We start from the raw sequence: 16,177 nt of genomic DNA on the forward strand, positions 1-16,177 counted from the left end.
CCAAAAACCAAGCTGCACCCATCATGATGAAGATGGGCCCTGTGAATCCGATCGCGGTCATGTCGGCCAAGGGAATTTTGGGCAATGCGGTGAACCACAAAACAAGGCCCAGCGTGTGCACTGCGCCGCGCCAAAACTGCCCACTCATGTTGACCGGCATATAAGACCGCCAGCCGTCTTTGTAAACCCAAGGCAAGATCACCAACAGGCCAAACAGGTAGCGTAAAAACTGCGACTGGTACACGTCCAGGTGCAAGGTCAATTCGCGGGCAATGGTGTTGAGCATCGAGAACAGCAGGCCGCCCAACACCATCCAAACCATGCCGCGCACGGCGACAGGCCAAGCCGCAAATGTGCGCTTGCCAAGGTGTTGGGTCAGCAAGTACCGACGCCACACAGAAATGGGTTTGCGCGGTGTCATGCAGCCGCGCAACAAAAGTTGCTGATCACCCGCGGATCTTAGGGGCCAACGCGCCGACAACTGGTCGCTTGCGTTACGGGGGTGCGCAAGCTTGCGTCAGCCTGCTGTCTGCATCACTGCGCTGCAGTTGGCGACGCTGCTGCAGCGGGTGCAACGGGTGCAGCCGGTGCAACTGCAGGCGCTGCCGGTGCAGCGGGTGCAGCAGGTACAACTGCAGGCGCTGCAGGCGCTGCAGGCGCTGCGGGTGCAGCGGGTGCAGCGGGTGCAGCGGGTGCAGCAGGTGCAACTGCAGGCGCTGCCGGTGCCGCCGGTGGTGCCGCAGGTGCCGCAGGTGCCGCAGGTGGTGCCGCAGGCGCTGCAGGTGCCGCAGCAGGTGGCGCTGCAGGTGGTGCCGCAGGTGCAGCCGCGTTGGCTGGAGGTGCCTCGGCGGGTGCTTTGCCGGTGACTTTGTCCATTTGCTGCAAGAGCCAGTTGCGTTCTTGGGCTTCGCGGGCTTTGTCTTCGGCAATTTTGGCCCGCAGCGCGCTGATCTTTTCTTGCAAGGCCCGTTGTTCGGCCACTTTGGCGTCTATCACTTGTTGCTCGGCCTGAAGGCGGGCATCTTCTATCGCTTGCAGTTTGGCGGCCTCTTGCGCGGCCACCTGTGCAAGGCGGTTTTTCTCTTGTTGAACACGCCCCGCTCTGGCGGTAGCGATCTCACGCACCCCCGTGTCCCACGGCAAATTGTGCAACTGGCGGAGCATGGCCTCGGTCTTTGAGATGGTTTGCACTTTGCCCTGAATCCGGGCCGTGTAAATGCCCTCACAACGGGTGGCAACGCCGCCTGGTGTGCAGGCGTGGCCAGTGGGGTTTTGCTTGCCCCAAGCTTTGGCTTGCGCCAAAAATGCTTGGCATTGCACAAAAGCGCGGTCGATCTTGGCGTCTTCTGCGCTGACTTGGGGGTCTGTGAAATCGAACCATTCGGGCCGAATCCTGTCGTGCTCAAACACAGTGCGCACGCACTCGGCCTTGGCCGGGGCCAGTTGGGTCAACATGCCCGCCCAAACAGCGCGGGTCAGTGCGTTGTCGGTCTCTACCTTGAAGTGGGCCTCTCCCTGCGTGGGACACGGGTTGACGATTTGGCCATTGACGCGTTTGAATTGGCCATGCCAGCGCACGGTCAAACTGTCCACGTCAAGCGGGGTCAGCGTGATGCGTGTCTCAAAAAAAGGGGCCCGCACCTCGCGTTCAAAGGGCGCTTGGCCTGGTACTTGAATTTGCAAATTGCACACTTGCTCGCCATTGAGCACGCGAGCGGCCACAGGCACGGTATGGGCCTGGCCCGCTTGCAAGACGTACTGACCCGCCCACGCCCAAGGCGTGCTCAACATGCACAACAGCAAGCCCCAGCATTTGGCTTTCATCACAAACAGATCTTTCCACAACAACTTGTTCAAGGGTGTATCGGCAGCAAGGCGGCAAACTTGACCGCGTGCGCGCGCCGCAAAGCCGGATCAACGCCCAGTGAACACGGGGGCACGGCGCTGGGCAAAGGCCATTCTGCCTTCGGCAAAGTCGGCACTTTGGCTGCTTTGCTGCTCGCGCTGGCGCAGCTGCGCCATGTCGGCCCGCCCTGCCTCGATGTCGTTGAGTGATTTTTTGGTGTCTTGCAGGGCCTGCGGGGCCAGTGCCAAGATGTCTTGCACCAAAGCTTGCAGCGCAGCAGCCCAGTCATCCAAGCCCACCAAAGCCTCGAACAAACCCATGGCATCGAGTTGCTGGGCCGTGAAGGGTCGGGCCGTCAAAAAAGCGCGCTTGGCACCCGCCAAACCAAAACGGCTGACATAGCGCTGCAGACCGCTGGGGTAGTAATGCAGGCCCAGCGCCGTGGCCGGCATGCGCCACTCGGTGCCCTGCAAGCCCAAGCGCAGGTCGCAGGCCAAGGCCAAATCGGTCGCGCCGCCGTAGACGCTGCCATTCAGAGCGCAAATGCTCACCGGGCGCACAGTGGCCAGGGCATCCGGTATGTCTTCAAAAAAACGGGCCCCATGTCCGGGTTCGTCAAAGCCGCCGATGTCGTAGCCCGCACAAAACACCGGTTGTACATGGCCGCTGGTGTTGGCGGTCAGCACCAGCACACGCACCGAGGCATCGCGGTTGACGCTGTCAAAGTGCGCCAACAAGGCCTTGAGGTCGGCGTTTTCCAGCCGATTGCGCTGCGCCGGTCGGTTCAAAGTGAGGGTGGCCACGCCGCCGTCGATGTGCAAGATGGGCAAAGAAGCCAACGGAAGGGAGGGTGACATGGCGTGCGTCCAAACGAAAAAAGGGTGTCCGAAGACACCCTGATTGTAGGAACTGGGCCCTTAGCCCAGATCAGCTCGAAAGCGCAAGGCTCAAGCCTTGGCTTTGGACTTGCTCAAAGCCGCTTTGACCGAAGCTTCGGCTTGGGCAGTGGCCGCCTTCATGCTGGTCTCAGCGCTGTCAGCGGCTTGCTTGACCACTTTTTTCAAGGTTTCAGCCGCGTTTTGGCTGGCTTCGATGGCGGTTTTGAGCACGGCCACAGCGGCTTCAGAACCGGCAGGTGCGTTTTTCAAGCTGCTCTCGAGCAAACTTTTGACAGCCTGCTCGGACTCGGTCATTTTGCTTTCAACGGCCTTGCTGAACTCAGTGCCGGTGTTTTTGGCGATGTCGGTCAGGTGACGGCCATAAGACAGTGACTTTTCAATCGCAGGCTGGACCAAAGCGGCTTGCACAGCCATGAAGTCTTGTGGGGTCTTGGCACCCATGATGGCCTGCATGTTGGAAAAGGACTCGCTCACAGCGGCTTTGCCAGCGGCCATGTTCAGTTCGATCACGCGCTCGAAGCTGGCGAAGACGGACTGCGACAGGCCTGCAGCAGCAGTCATGTTGGCTTTTTGGGTGGCTGCAAATTGTTCAGCATTGAAGTTCATGGTTTTTCCTTTAAGAGAGGTTTTGTTGCAATGCAGCAATTTGAACAGCACAGGACAAGCCTGACAAGGCAAATCGAGCACTTTAGAGTCGGCTCTCCAATTGGGCTGGCTTACGCAAATACCCTGGCGCTTTTCGAGCTCGGCCCCAATTTGCCAACAAGGCCATTCAAAGCGCGCCAGCCTGCAGCACTGAGGCATTGCAAAGCCTGGGGTGGCCACACAACGCGCTTTGCTGCGCCCCGATGCTCAGCGCATGGGGCTCGCCTCTCAAGGCCCGGTCAGAGGTTTGGCTTTTTTGCTTTTTATGCAGGTAATCCGCCTGTTCATCGGCCCGGCAAATGGGTTAGTCTTTGTTGGATTTTGTTTCCCAACCCCCAGCCGAGACACCCATGAGCAAGCCACTTTCTCCTGCCGAAGAAGCCCTGCGCGAAGCGGCCCGCGATTACCACCGCTTTCCGACGCGCGGCAAGGTTTCGGTCAACCCGACCAAGCCCCTGTCCAACCAACGCGATCTGTCTTTGGCCTACTCGCCCGGTGTGGCTTACCCGTGCTTGGACATTGAGGCAGACCCCTCCAAAGCGCATGAATACACCTCACGCGGCAACTTGGTGGCGGTGATCACCAACGGCACCGCCGTGCTGGGCTTGGGCGACATTGGCCCGTTGGCGGCCAAGCCTGTGATGGAGGGCAAGGGTTGCCTGTTCAAGAAGTTCGCGGGCATCGACGTGTTTGACATCGAGCTGGCCGAGCGCGACCCCGACAAGCTGGTCGAGATCATCGCCGCCATGGAGCCTACGCTGGGCGGCATCAACCTCGAAGACATCAAGGCGCCCGAATGCTTCTACATCGAAAAGAAGCTGCGCGAGCGCATGAACATCCCGGTCTTTCACGACGACCAGCACGGCACCGCCATCATCGGCTCGGCCGCCATGCTCAACGGCCTGGAGCTGGTGGGCAAGGACATTGGCAGCATCAAGCTGGCCGTCTCTGGCGCAGGCGCTGCGGCCATCGCCTGCCTGGATGTGATGGTGGGCTTGGGCGTGAAGTCCGACAACATTTTTGTCTGCGACTCCAAGGGCGTGATCTACCAGGGCCGCCCCGGTGGCTACGACGAGTCCAAAACGCGCTATGCGCAACACACGGACGCCCGCACGCTGGCCGACGCGGTCAACGGGGCAGACGTGTTTTTGGGCTGCTCGGCCCCCGGCGTGATGACGGTGGACATGCTCAAGACCATGGCCCGTGACCCGGTCATCTTGGCCTTGGCCAACCCTGAGCCCGAAATTCGCCCCGAACTGGCCAAAGCCGCCCGCCCGGACTGCATCATCGCCACCGGCCGCTCGGACTACCCGAACCAAGTCAACAACGTGCTGTGCTTTCCCTACATTTTTCGGGGGGCCCTGGACTGCGGTGCCACCAAAATCACCGAGGCCATGAAGCTGGCCTGCGTGCGCCAAATTGCCGATCTGGCCAAGGCCGACATCAGCGAAGAAGTGGCCAGCGCCTATGCGGGCAAAGAGCTGTCTTTTGGCCGCGACTACCTGATCCCCACACCCTTTGACTCGCGTTTGATCTTGCGCATCGCACCCGCCGTGGCGCAAGCCGCTGCCGAGTCGGGTGTGGCCACGCGCCCCATCACCGACATGGACGCCTACCGCCAGCAGCTGCAAAGCTTTGTGTCGCAAACCGGCCTGCTGATGCGCCCCATTTTCAATGCCGCCAAAGCCTTGCCGCCAAGCGCCAAACGCGTGGCTTATGCTGACGGCGAAGACGAGCGCGCCCTGCGCGCCGCGCAAATGGCGATCGACGACAAACTGGCCCACCCGGTGTTGATCGGCCGCCCCGGCGTGATCACCGCCCGCATCGAAAAAGCCGGGCTGCGCATGCGCTTGGGGGTCGACGTGGACAACGTCAACCCTGAGGACGATGGCCGCTTTCGTCAGTATTGGGAGCATTACCACCAACTCATGAAACGCAACGGTGCCACCCCCGCCGTGGCCAAGGCGGCGGTGCGCCGCTCCAACACCATCATTGGCGCGCTGATGCTGTCGCTGGGCGATGCCGATGGCCTGATTTGCGGCCTCACAGGCAACTACATGACCCACCTGGAGCGCATCGACAGCATTCTGGGCAAACGCACGGGCGTGACCCATTACGCCGCCTTGAACGCGCTCATGAGCGACTTGGGGCCGCTGTTCATCACCGACACCTATGCCAACGAAGACCCGAGCGCCGAGCAACTGGCCGAGATCGCGGCCATGGCGGTCAAAGAAATCCAGCGCTTTGGCATCGTGCCCAAGGTGGCCTTCCTCTCGCATTCGAGCTACGGCTCGTCCAAACGCGCATCGGCCCGCAAAATGCGCTTGGCGCGTGACCTGTTTGTGGCGCAGCACCCCGACATCGAGTGCGACGGCGAGCTGCATGGCGACGCGGCCTTGCAGCCTGAAATCCGCAACGTGTACCTGGAAGACAGCACACTCAGTGGCTCGGCCAATTTGCTGGTCTGCCCCAACCTGGACGCGGCCAATATTTTGTACAACGTCATGAAAACCACCAGCAGCGGTGGCGTGACGGTGGGGCCGATCTTGATGGGTGCCGCGGGCACAGCCCACATCTTGACCCCAGCGGCCACCGTGCGCCGGGTGCTCAACATGACCGCACTGGCCGCTGCAGGGCTGCGCGCTTGAAAAAGCACAGCCCCACAGCGCAGCCAAACCCGTGCAGCAAAGCCGGTGTGCAGGACCTGGCCAAGCTTGACGCCCCATTTTGGAGCCTTTAGCTTGCCGATCGTGCACCAAAACAGACGGTTTCTAGGGGAAGAACCTGACAAGCCCCCGTCAGAGCTTGCTGGATAATGGCACCGAATTTGCTTAGCAAGATTCACCCTTTACCAGTCATTGGAGCCCCTCATGAACAAGCGTTTTTTACTCAAGGCCACGGCCGCATTGGCGGCTGTCGCCTCTTTTGGCCTGGCTCAAGCCCAAACCACGGCCATCAAATTCCAACTCGACTGGCGCTTTGAGGGCCCCTCGGCTTTCTTTTTGCTGCCTGCGGCCAAAGGCTACTTTAAAGACGCCAAGCTCGACGTGACTGTGGACTCGGGCAACGGCTCGGGTGGTGCGGTGACCCGCGTGGCCTCAGGCACTTACGACCTGGGCTTTGCCGATCTGGCCGCCTTGATGGAATTTCACGCCAACAACCCCGACGCGCCCAACAAGCCCGTGGCCATCATGATGGTCTACAACAACACCCCCGCCTCGGTCATGGCGCTGAAAAAGTCGGGCATCAAAACCCCTGCCGATTTGGCAGGCAAAAAAATGGGCGCACCCGTATTTGACGCCGGTCGCCGTGCATTTCCCATCTTCCAAAAAGTCAACAACATCGGCACTGTCAACTGGACCGCGATGGACCCACCCCTGCGTGAAACCATGCTGGTGCGCGGCGACGTGGATGCCATCACTGGCTTCACCTTCACCTCGCTGCTCAACATCGAAGCGCGTGGCGTGAAGGCCGAAGATGTGGTGGTCATGCAGTACCCCGACTTTGGCGTCAAGCTGTATGGCAACGTGATCATTGCCTCGCCCAAAATCTTGAAAGAAAACCCCGCTGCCGTGAAAGCCTTCCTGAGCGCCTTTGCCAAAGGGGCCAAAGACGTGATCGCCGACCCGGCCAAAGCCATTGACTCGGTCAAGGCGCGCGACGGCATCATCAACACCGCACTCGAAACCCGCCGCCTGCAGCTGGCCATTGACACCGTGATCAACAGCCCCTCGGCCCGCGCCGAAGGCTTTGGCCAAATCAATGCACCTCGCCTGTCCCTGATGGCCTCTGAAGTGTCCGACGCCTTCAACACCAAAACCCGCGTCAAATCTGAAGACATCTGGAACGGCTCTTTCTTGCCCACCGCCAAAGAGTTGGACATCTTGCCCAAAGGCAAAATGTAATGGCGCACCTGCCCCTGGGCTTGTGCCCTGGGGCTTGAGGCCCACCGCAACCCGTTTTGGGTCGGTGGGCTTTTATCGGGCGTAGCGTGTATACACTTATGAACACCATTTGCGAGCTTTCACCATGACCTCCGAATCATTCGTTGATTTTCAAAACGTCTGGCTGGCCTACAACGATGAGTTGTTGGCGCAAAACCATTTCGCTGTCGAAGACATCAACCTGCAAGTCAAGCAAGGCGAGTTCATCGCCATCGTTGGGCCGACTGGCTGCGGCAAGTCGACCTTCATGAAGCTGACCACGGGCCTGAAGATGCCCAGCAAAGGCCGCATCCTGGTCGATGGTCAGCCGGTCACAGGGCCCCTCAAAATCAGCGGCATGGCGTTTCAGGCGTCTTCGCTCTTGCCTTGGCGCACCACGCTGGACAACGTGCTGCTGCCGCTTGAAATCGTGGAACCCTACCGCTCCAACTTCAAGCAAAAAAAGGCCGAGTACGCCGAACGCGCCCGCAAACTGCTGAACACCGTGGGCTTAGGGGGTTACGAAGACAAATTCCCTTGGCAACTGTCGGGCGGCATGCAGCAACGCGCCAGCATCTGCCGCGCCTTGATCCACGAGCCCAAAATGCTGCTGCTCGACGAGCCCTTTGGCGCGCTCGATGCCTTCACGCGTGAAGAGCTGTGGTGCATCTTGCGCGACCTGTGGACCGAGCAAAAGTTCAACGTGATTTTGGTCACACACGACCTGCGCGAATCGGTATTTTTGGCCGACACGGTGTACGTGATGAGCAAGAGCCCGGGCCGCTTTGTGGTCAAGCGCGAGATCGACCTGCCGCGCCCGCGTGACCTGGAGATCACCTACACCCCTGAATTCACCAACATCGTGCACGAGCTGCGCGGCCACATCGGTGCCATGCGCAAGACCGGTGCAGCCATCAACCAATGAGCGGGAGCACCTTATGAACAAAAAAACCCTCGAAAGCTGGTCACCCTGGATCTTGCTGGTGCTGAGCATCCTGATTTGGGAAGGGCTGTGCCGCGCCTTCAACGTGTCGGAATTCGTCTTCCCCAGCCCCTCGCGCATCGCACAACAAACCATCGAATACCGCGACGTGATCGCCGGTCACGCGTGGCGCACTTATTGGGTGACCATGGTGGGCTTTGGCATTGCCATTGTGGTGGGCGTGCTGCTGGGTTTTGTGATTGGCAGCTCACGCCTGGCCTATGCCGCCGTGTACCCGCTCATGACCGCTTTCAACGCGCTGCCCAAAGCGGCCTTTGTGCCCATCTTGGTGGTGTGGTTTGGCATCGGCATCGGCCCGGCCATCCTCACGGCTTTCCTCATCAGCTTCTTCCCCATCATGGTGAACATCGCCACCGGTCTGGCCACACTGGAGCCCGAGCTCGAAGACGTGCTGCGCGTGCTGGGCGCCAAGCGCTGGGATGTGTTGGTCAAAGTCGGTCTGCCGCGCTCCATGCCTTACTTTTACGGCTCGCTCAAAGTGGCCATCACCTTGGCCTTTGTGGGCACCACGGTGTCCGAGATGACGGCCTCGAACGAGGGCATTGGCTACCTGCTGATCTCGGCGGGCTCGGCCATGCAAATGGGCTTGGCGTTTTCTGGCTTGGTGGTGGTGGGTGCCATGGCCATGGCCATGTACGAGCTGTTCAGCGCCATCGAAAAGCGCACCACCGGCTGGGCCCACCGCAGCTCGCAAGGCGAGTAAAGCGCATGCTGTTTGGCGTGTGATGCAGTCGGTCCATCCAAGCAAGTGACTGCAATGACTTGGCTGGCCCGCCTCGATTTGAACTACACGCGCGAAGCCGAACGCAGCGTGGCGCGCTACCTGCACAGCGGCCCGCTGCGCATTTTGCAAAGCCTCTACCCCGAAGGCGATGCGGTCTGCCACAACGTGCTGGTGCACCCGCCCAGCGGCTTGGTGGGAGGCGACACGCTGGACATGCACATCACCGTGGGCGAAGGGGCGCATGGCCTGGTGACCACCCCCGGGGCCACGCGCTTTTACCGGTCTGAAGCAGGTCTGGCCACACAACAGGTACAGGCGCGGGTTGAATCTGGCGCTCGCCTGGAATGGCTGCCTTTGGAAGCCATTGCCTACAACCAATGCGATGCCCTCAACCGCGCCGTGTTTGAGCTGGCCCCCGGCGCAGAAATGATGGCCTGGGACATCACGGCATTTGGACTGCCTGCGGCCGATTTGCCTTATGTGCAAGGCAGGTTTCGCCAACACCTGGAAATCCCCGGCGTGTGGCTGGAGCGCGGCAGCCTGAACGCTGAGGACACCCGATTGATGGACAGCCCCTTGGGCCTGGCAGGTCAGCGCTGCATGGCCACGCTGGTGTTTGCCGCAGGCAGCGCCATGGCCGATGAGCGCATCGAACGGGCTTTGGCTTGCGCCCGCGAACTGCTCGAAGCCTCTGAACTGCGCCTGAGCGCAGGCGCCACCTCACCGCATAAACAAGTCATCGTGCTGCGCGCGCTGGCACCGGTGACCGAACCCGCCATGCAGTTGCTGCGGCAAGTGTGGGCGGCTTGGCGGCAAGAGATGTGGGGATTGCTGGGCACTTACCCACGGCTGTGGCGCATCTGATGTCTTGATCGCCGCGCTTGGCTCGCGATGGCGGGTTTGCTCGCGATGGCGGGTTTGTGGCGTGGTGATGGCGGGCGTGCACCAAGGCATGGATCGCCGCGCTTCGCTCGCGATGACGGGTTTGTGGTGTGGCGATGGCGGGTTTGGCTCGCGATGGCGGGTTTGGCTCGCGGTGACGGGTTTGTGGCACTCGGACGGCTTGCGGCGCGTCTGCTCGCTCAAGCGTCGACCCGCCCAGGATGCACAAAGGCGGCAGACCCTCCGCTGGAGAACGTTTAAATCCCCGCATGTCACGGTTGATGTGCAAATTAAAATGTCACATGTAATTGACACTGGTTTAGCATGTCGTCTTGGAGCCCGGAAAACCGCCCATACAGGCGGCCCGGATGGCTCTGATGAGGAGAGGGTCTTGAACATCTACATCTGTCTGTTCCTTTTGTTGGGCTTGGTATTTGGCCTCTCGACTTTTTCTTACCGGCACCTCTTCAGCGAAGGCCCCCACCAGGTCGATGCGGCTGAGGCGGGTGCGGCTTGGGGTGCTCGCGTGTTGTGGGCCATGGTCTGCACTTTCTTGTGGCCCATCATGGTCCTCACCGGTCTGAACTCAGCCCGGATACTGGCCAAGCGCAAGCGCCAGGCTGTGTCGCCCCAGCACTGAGCCTGCATGCTGGTCTGCCGCCGTGATGCAGCTGCATGGGTTTGATGCCGGATGCCGGATGCCTGTTGCCAGATGGTCAGTGTTCGGTCGGCGGCAACAGCTGCGGACCTCAGCGTTTGGCCGCTTCCAGCGTGTTGCGCGTTTGCATCGCCACTCGGCGGGCGGCTTGCTCAAAATCGTCTCCGCTGGAGGCGTAGAGCACGGCGCGAGAAGAGTTCACGATGACCGGGCCTGCGCTGCTGCCGTCGCTGTGGGCGCGCCAACCGGCTTGGATGGTGGCCACCGCGTCGCCGCCTTGTGCGCCCACACCAGGAATCAGCAAGGGCAGTGTGGGCGCGATTTCGCGCACACGCTCGATCTCTGCAGGGTAGGTTGCGCCCACCACCAAACCCAGTTGGCCGTTCAGGTTCCAGGGGCCTTGGGCCAGTTGGGCGATGTGTTCGTAGAGCAAAGGCTGGCCTGCAACAGAGGCCAGGCGTTGGTTTTGCAAGTCGTCGCCGCCGGGGTTGGAGGTGCGGCACAACAAGAACGCGCCTTTGCCGTGGAACTTCAAGTAAGGGGCCACCGAGTCCCAGCCCATGAAGGGCGAGAGGGTCACGGCGTCCGCGCCGTAGCGCTCAAAGGCTTCGATGGCGTATTGCTCGGCCGTGCTGCCGATGTCGCCGCGCTTGGCATCCAGGATGATGGGCACTTGGGGCGCGACGCGGCGCATGTGTTCCATCAGGCGTTCGAGTTGGCCTTCGGCACGGTGCGCGGCAAAGTAGGCGATTTGGGGCTTGAAGCTGCTGACCAAGTCGGCCGTGGCGTCCACGATGCGGGCACAAAAGTCGTAAATTTTGTTGGCATTGCCTTTGTAGGCGGCAGGAAACTTGCTGGGTTCAGGGTCCAGGCCCACACAAAGCAGGGAGCCGTTTTGGCGCTCAGCGGCGCGCAGCATGTCAAGAAATGTCATGGGGGACATTTTACGGCCCTATAAGATACGGCCCATGCACAAACTCTCCCCGCTTCAATGGACCTTGCTGGTCTTGCTCACCGTGGTCTGGGGCTTCAATTGGCCGGTCATGAAAATGGGGGTCACAGACTTTGCGCCGATCACGTTTCGGTCTTTGAGCCTGTGGCTGGGCGCACCGATTTTGGGGCTGGCTTTGGTGGTCATGAAGGTGCCGTTTCGCATTCCCCGTGCGCATTGGCGCGAGTTGCTGGTGTTGGCGGTGTTCAACATGTTCATTTGGCAAACGATGATCATCATCGCGGTGCAGTCGCTGTCCAGCGGGCGGGCGGCGATTTTGGGCTACACCATGCCGATTTTTTCGGCCCTGCTGGGCGCTTGGCTGTTTGGCAACCAATTGGCCAAACGCTCGTGGCTGGGGGTGGCAGCGGCCAGTCTGGGGGTGGTGCTGCTGTTGTGGCACGAGTTGTCGAACTTGAGCGGTCGACCCCATGCCGTCTTGTTGGCCTTGGGCGCAGCCAGCACTTGGGCCTTGGGCACGCACATGCTGCGCCGCACGCAGATGCCCGTGCCCACTTTGGCCATTTCTTTTTGGATGACCGTGATGACCACGGGGGTCATGGGTTTGTTGGCGCTCGTGTTCGAACGCACGCTTTGGGTGGCCCCATCGCCGTCCAACTGGTTTGCGATTGTTTACAACGGGGTGCTGGTCTTTGGTTTTGCCCACGCCGCCTGGTTTTTCTTGGCACGCAGCTTGCCGCCTGTGGCCTCAACCTTGAGTGTGATGCTGATCCCGGTGTTGGGCGTGTTCAGTGGTGCGGTGTGGTTGAACGAGGTGTTGCATTGGCAAGATTGGGCCGCTGTGGGTTTGATGGTGCTGTCGATCGCCGCCGTGCTGTGGCCCAGCAAAAACGCCAGCGCTTGACTTGTGGCCCCCAAGCCCTTTGAGCACACTGCAAGCGCCCCGCCATCTGTCACTCAGCCCCTGTCAGCCGTTTTTTGCTGCCCCGCTCACCAAGCCGGTTGCAATGCCATAAAGCCTTTGGGTGCTTGGCTGGCATGCTCAAAGGTCACAACCTCGTAGGCATCGGTTTGGGCCAGCAGTGCACGCAGCAATTGGTTGTTCATGGCATGGCCCGAGCGAAAGGCGCTGTAGGCGGCCAACAAAGGTTTGCCCAGAATGTACAGGTCGCCCATGGCGTCCAGGATCTTGTGTTTGACGAACTCATCGTCGTAACGCAAGCCCTCGGCATTGAGTACTTTGTAGTCGTCCATGACGATGGCGTTGTCCAAACCGCCGCCCAAGGCCAAACCGTTGGCCCTCATCATTTCGACATCTTTGGTAAAGCCAAAGGTACGGGCTCGGGCGATGTCGCGCGCATACACGCCTTCGGACATGTCAAACACCACTTGCTGCCCGGTTGAGTCAACGGCGGGGTGGCGAAAGTCGATTTCGAAACTGAGTTTGTAGCCATGGAAAGGCTCGAGCTTGGCCCATTTGATGTTTTTGCCCTCCCCTTCGCTGACCTGCACCGTTTTGAGCACCCGCAAAAAACGCTTGGGTGCGTTTTGTTCGACGATGCCCGCGCTTTGCAACAAAAACACAAACGAGGAGGCCGAGCCATCCAAGATGGGCACCTCTTCAGCGGTGATGTCCACGTAGAGGTTGTCGACGCCCAAACCGGCGCAGGCTGACATCAGGTGCTCGACGGTGAACACCTTGGCTTGGCCGATCGAGATGGTCGAGGCCAAGCGCGTGTCGGTGACGGATTCGGCGCGCACGGGGATGTCCACTGGCTCGGGCAAGTCCACACGGCGAAAGACGATGCCGGTGTCGGGCGCGGCCGGGCGCAAGGTCAACTCGACGCGTTGGCCGCTGTGCAAACCAACGCCTACGGCTTTGGTCAATGTTTTGAGGGTGCGTTGTGCAAGCATGGCGCTATTTTATGGCTCAGTCCCCCGACATGTTGCCAAGCCGCAAGCAAATCATGCGCTCAGCCCGCCCATCTGCGCCCAATCGGCTTGGCATCTGCAACAAAGCCAGACGCCCTGGCGTCTGGCTTTGTCTTGGACTGGGGTTTCTTGGCCCGGCTCAGTCTGCTTGCTTGCGCAAGAAAGCCGGGATTTCGATGTCGTCCATGCCTGCATTGGCCATGCCATCCACACGGGCAGCTGCATGGGTGCGGCTGCTGCGCCACACGGCTGGGGTGTTCATGGCACTGCCAGCCGTGGGCATGCCGCCCATCGGGGACGTGACAGCGTCTTGGCCGCCCATCATAAAAGGCACGTTGTCGGTACCGGTGCGCAACACCTTGAGTTCAGGACGCGCAGCACCGGCTTTGGACAAGCCCGTTGCCACCACGGTCACGCGGATTTGGTCGCCCAAGCTTTCGTCGTAGGCGGTGCCATAAATCACGTGAGCCTCTTCCGAAGCGCTGTCACGGATGGTGTTCATGGCTTGCTTGGACTCCGAAAGTTTCAAAGAGCCTTTGGCAGCGCTGATGAGCACCAGCACGCCGCGCGCGCCTTTGAGGTCAACGCCCTCGAGCAGTGGGCAGGCCACGGCTTGCTCGGCGGCGATGCGGGCGCGGTCGGGCCCGTTGGCGACCGCCGTGCCCATCATGGCCTTGCCAGGCTCTCCCATCACGGTGCGCACGTCTTCAAAGTCGACGTTCACATGGCCGGGCACATTGATGATTTCGGCGATGCCGCCCACGGCGTTTTTCAGCACGTCGTTGGCGTGCGAGAAGGCCTCGTCTTGGGTCATGTCTTCACCACCCGGCAATTCGAGCAGCTTTTCATTCAGCACCACGATCAAGGAGTCCACATTGGCCTCCAGCTCGCGCATGCCTTCGTCGGCATTGGACATGCGGCGTTTGCCTTCAAAGTCAAATGGCTTGGTGACCACCCCGACGGTGAGGATGCCCATGTCTTTGGCGATTTTCGCAATCACGGGCGCAGCACCTGTGCCGGTGCCGCCGCCCATGCCAGCGGTAATGAACAACATGTGCGCACCCTCAATGGCTGCGCGTATGTCGGCCTCTGCGGCCAGTGCCGCCTCTCGGCCCTTGTCGGGCTTGCTGCCAGCGCCCAAGCCGGTCTGCCCCAGTTGCACAAAGCGGTGGGCCGCACTGCGGGCCAAGGCTTGCGCGTCGGTGTTGGCGCAAATGAACTCAACGCCTTGAACTTGGCGCTCGATCATGTGCTCTACAGCGTTGCCGCCGCCGCCGCCCACACCGATCACTTTGATCTGGGTGCCTTGGTTGAATTCTTCGGTTTGGATCATTTCGATGGTCATGCTGAGCTCCTCAATGGATGAAAAAATGGGGTGTTTGAAAACGTGAAATCCGGGGCTGCGCGAGCCGTCAACATCGCAGCGGTACGGTCAAGGGCGGGCTGCCACGGGCCAGCAATCTGTGTTTCCAGCGCATCAGAAGTTACCCACAATGAAGTCTTTGAAGCGGCCGAATGCGTTGTTCATGGCGCTCTTTTTTTGCGTCACCTTGTAGCCCCTGAGGCGCGCCATGCGGGCCTCTTCGAGCAAGCCCATCACGGTGGCGGCACGCGGTTGGCTGACCATGTCGGCCAAGGCGCCCGAATACTTGGGCAAACCTCGGCGCACGGGTTTGAGGAAGATGTCTTCGCCCAACTCGACCATGCCTGGCATGACCGCACTGCCACCCGTGAGCACGATGCCCGAGGACAGCACCTCTTCGTAGCCCGACTCGCGGATGACTTGGTGCACCAGCGAAAAAATCTCTTCAATGCGAGGCTCGATGACACCCGCCAGCGCTTGGCGGCTGAGCATGCGGGGACCCCGGTCGCCCAGCCCTGGCACCTCCACTTGGGCATTGGGGTCGGCCAGCAGCTGCTTGGCAAAACCGCTTTCGACTTTGATGTCCTCGGCGTCTTTGGTCGGCGTGCGCAAGGCCATGGCGATGTCGCTGGTGATCAGGTCACCGGCAATGGGAATCACCGCCGTGTGGCGAATCGAACCGTTGGCAAAAATCGCCACATCGGTGGTGCCAGCGCCAATGTCCACACACACCACGCCCAGCTCGCGTTCATCTTCAGACAGCACAGCCAAGCTGGACGACTGCGGGTTGAGCAGCAGTTGGTCCACCTCCAGACCGCAGCGGCGCACGCACTTGATGATGTTTTCAGCTGCACTTTGCGCACCGGTCACGATGTGCACCTTGGCCTCTAAGCGCATGCCGCTCATGCCAATGGGCTCTTTGACCTCTTGCCCGTCGATCACAAACTCTTGCGGTGCCACCAGCAGCAGACGCTGGTCGCTGGAGATGTTGATGGCCCGTGCCGTCTCCATCACCCGGGCCAAATCGGCTTGACTGACCTCTTTGTCTTTGATGGCCACCATGCCACTGGAGTTGATGCCCCGAATGTGGCTGCCGGTGATGCCGCAGTTGACGCGGGTGATTTTGCAATCGGCCATCAGCTCCGCCTCTTTCAAAGCTTGCTGAATGCTTTGCACCGTGGCGTCGATGTTGACCACCACACCCCGCTTGAGTCCATGGCCCGGTGCAATGCCCAGCCCAGCGATCTTGAGCTGACCGTCAGGCATGACCTCGGCCACCACCGCCATCACCTTGGAGGTGCCGATGTCCAAGCCAATGACCAGGTCTTTGTATTCTTTAGCCATGTCTTT

General features: G+C 60.6%; 14 protein-coding genes and 1 pseudogene. 7 read left to right on the forward strand and 8 right to left on the reverse strand.

Annotation, left to right across the window (positions count from 1 at the left end; all coding sequences use genetic code 11):
- The 4 genes and pseudogenes from ACIQ39_RS01170 to phaP all read right to left on the reverse strand — a co-directional run.
- Positions 1 to 421, reverse strand: a pseudogene (locus ACIQ39_RS01170) (EamA/RhaT family transporter); the annotation flags it as partial.
- Positions 422 to 534: 113 nt separating this feature from the next.
- Entirely contained in the window at positions 535 to 1,857 is a 1,323-nt protein-coding gene (locus tag ACIQ39_RS01175; RefSeq protein ID WP_396432773.1) for a hypothetical protein, read from the reverse strand.
- A 57-nt stretch (positions 1,858 to 1,914) separates the two neighbouring features.
- A complete protein-coding gene (locus ACIQ39_RS01180; RefSeq protein WP_396432774.1) occupies positions 1,915 to 2,703 on the reverse strand; it encodes an enoyl-CoA hydratase/isomerase family protein in 789 nt (262 codons plus the stop codon).
- A gap of 90 nt (positions 2,704 to 2,793) precedes the next feature.
- Entirely contained in the window at positions 2,794 to 3,351 is a 558-nt protein-coding gene (phaP, locus tag ACIQ39_RS01185) for a TIGR01841 family phasin (protein WP_396432775.1), read from the reverse strand.
- A gap of 389 nt (positions 3,352 to 3,740) precedes the next feature.
- On the opposite strand from phaP, the gene ACIQ39_RS01190 reads away from it, so the two are divergent.
- From ACIQ39_RS01190 to ACIQ39_RS01215, 6 genes are all read left to right on the forward strand, one after another.
- Positions 3,741 to 6,038, forward strand: coding sequence for an NADP-dependent malic enzyme (locus ACIQ39_RS01190; RefSeq protein ID WP_396432776.1), 2,298 nt, complete (start codon positions 3,741 to 3,743; stop codon positions 6,036 to 6,038).
- Positions 6,039 to 6,260: 222 nt separating this feature from the next.
- The gene (locus ACIQ39_RS01195; protein WP_396432777.1) at positions 6,261 to 7,295 is read left to right on the forward strand and encodes an ABC transporter substrate-binding protein; all 1,035 of its coding nucleotides are present in this window, start codon (positions 6,261 to 6,263) and stop codon (positions 7,293 to 7,295) included.
- A gap of 124 nt (positions 7,296 to 7,419) precedes the next feature.
- Positions 7,420 to 8,238 (forward strand): ABC transporter ATP-binding protein, encoded by an 819-nt coding sequence (locus ACIQ39_RS01200; RefSeq protein WP_396432778.1) that lies wholly within the window; start codon positions 7,420 to 7,422, stop codon positions 8,236 to 8,238.
- Between the two features lie 13 nt (positions 8,239 to 8,251).
- Positions 8,252 to 9,019, forward strand: a complete 768-nt coding sequence (locus ACIQ39_RS01205) for an ABC transporter permease (protein WP_396432779.1) — start codon at positions 8,252 to 8,254, stop codon at positions 9,017 to 9,019.
- 54 nt (positions 9,020 to 9,073) lie between these two features.
- Positions 9,074 to 9,904, forward strand: a complete 831-nt coding sequence (locus ACIQ39_RS01210) for an urease accessory protein UreD (RefSeq protein ID WP_396432780.1) — start codon at positions 9,074 to 9,076, stop codon at positions 9,902 to 9,904.
- 409 nt (positions 9,905 to 10,313) lie between these two features.
- Positions 10,314 to 10,562 (forward strand): hypothetical protein, encoded by a 249-nt coding sequence (locus tag ACIQ39_RS01215; RefSeq protein WP_396432781.1) that lies wholly within the window; start codon positions 10,314 to 10,316, stop codon positions 10,560 to 10,562.
- 109 nt (positions 10,563 to 10,671) lie between these two features.
- Here ACIQ39_RS01215 and pyrF read toward each other — a convergent pair whose 3' ends face one another.
- Positions 10,672 to 11,514, reverse strand: coding sequence for an orotidine-5'-phosphate decarboxylase (pyrF, locus tag ACIQ39_RS01220; RefSeq protein WP_396432782.1), 843 nt, complete (start codon positions 11,512 to 11,514; stop codon positions 10,672 to 10,674).
- Positions 11,515 to 11,548: 34 nt separating this feature from the next.
- Here pyrF and ACIQ39_RS01225 point away from each other — a divergent pair, with 34 nt between their 5' ends.
- A complete protein-coding gene (locus ACIQ39_RS01225) occupies positions 11,549 to 12,436 on the forward strand; it encodes a DMT family transporter (protein WP_396432783.1) in 888 nt (295 codons plus the stop codon).
- Between the two features lie 86 nt (positions 12,437 to 12,522).
- Here the strand turns inward: ACIQ39_RS01225 and lpxC are convergent, their stop codons facing one another.
- The 3 genes from lpxC to ftsA form a co-directional block, all read right to left on the reverse strand.
- Positions 12,523 to 13,446 (reverse strand): UDP-3-O-acyl-N-acetylglucosamine deacetylase, encoded by a 924-nt coding sequence (gene lpxC, locus ACIQ39_RS01230; RefSeq protein ID WP_396432784.1) that lies wholly within the window; start codon positions 13,444 to 13,446, stop codon positions 12,523 to 12,525.
- Between the two features lie 157 nt (positions 13,447 to 13,603).
- Positions 13,604 to 14,809: a cell division protein FtsZ gene (ftsZ, locus tag ACIQ39_RS01235; RefSeq protein ID WP_396432785.1), complete on the reverse strand. Its 1,206-nt coding sequence runs from the start codon at positions 14,807 to 14,809 to the stop codon at positions 13,604 to 13,606.
- Between the two features lie 132 nt (positions 14,810 to 14,941).
- Entirely contained in the window at positions 14,942 to 16,171 is a 1,230-nt protein-coding gene (gene ftsA / locus ACIQ39_RS01240) for a cell division protein FtsA (protein ID WP_396432786.1), read from the reverse strand.
- Positions 16,172 to 16,177: the final 6 nt, after the last annotated feature.

It is taken from the genome of Limnohabitans sp., assembly GCF_044361645.1.
Lineage (GTDB): Bacteria > Pseudomonadota > Gammaproteobacteria > Burkholderiales > Burkholderiaceae_C > Limnohabitans_A.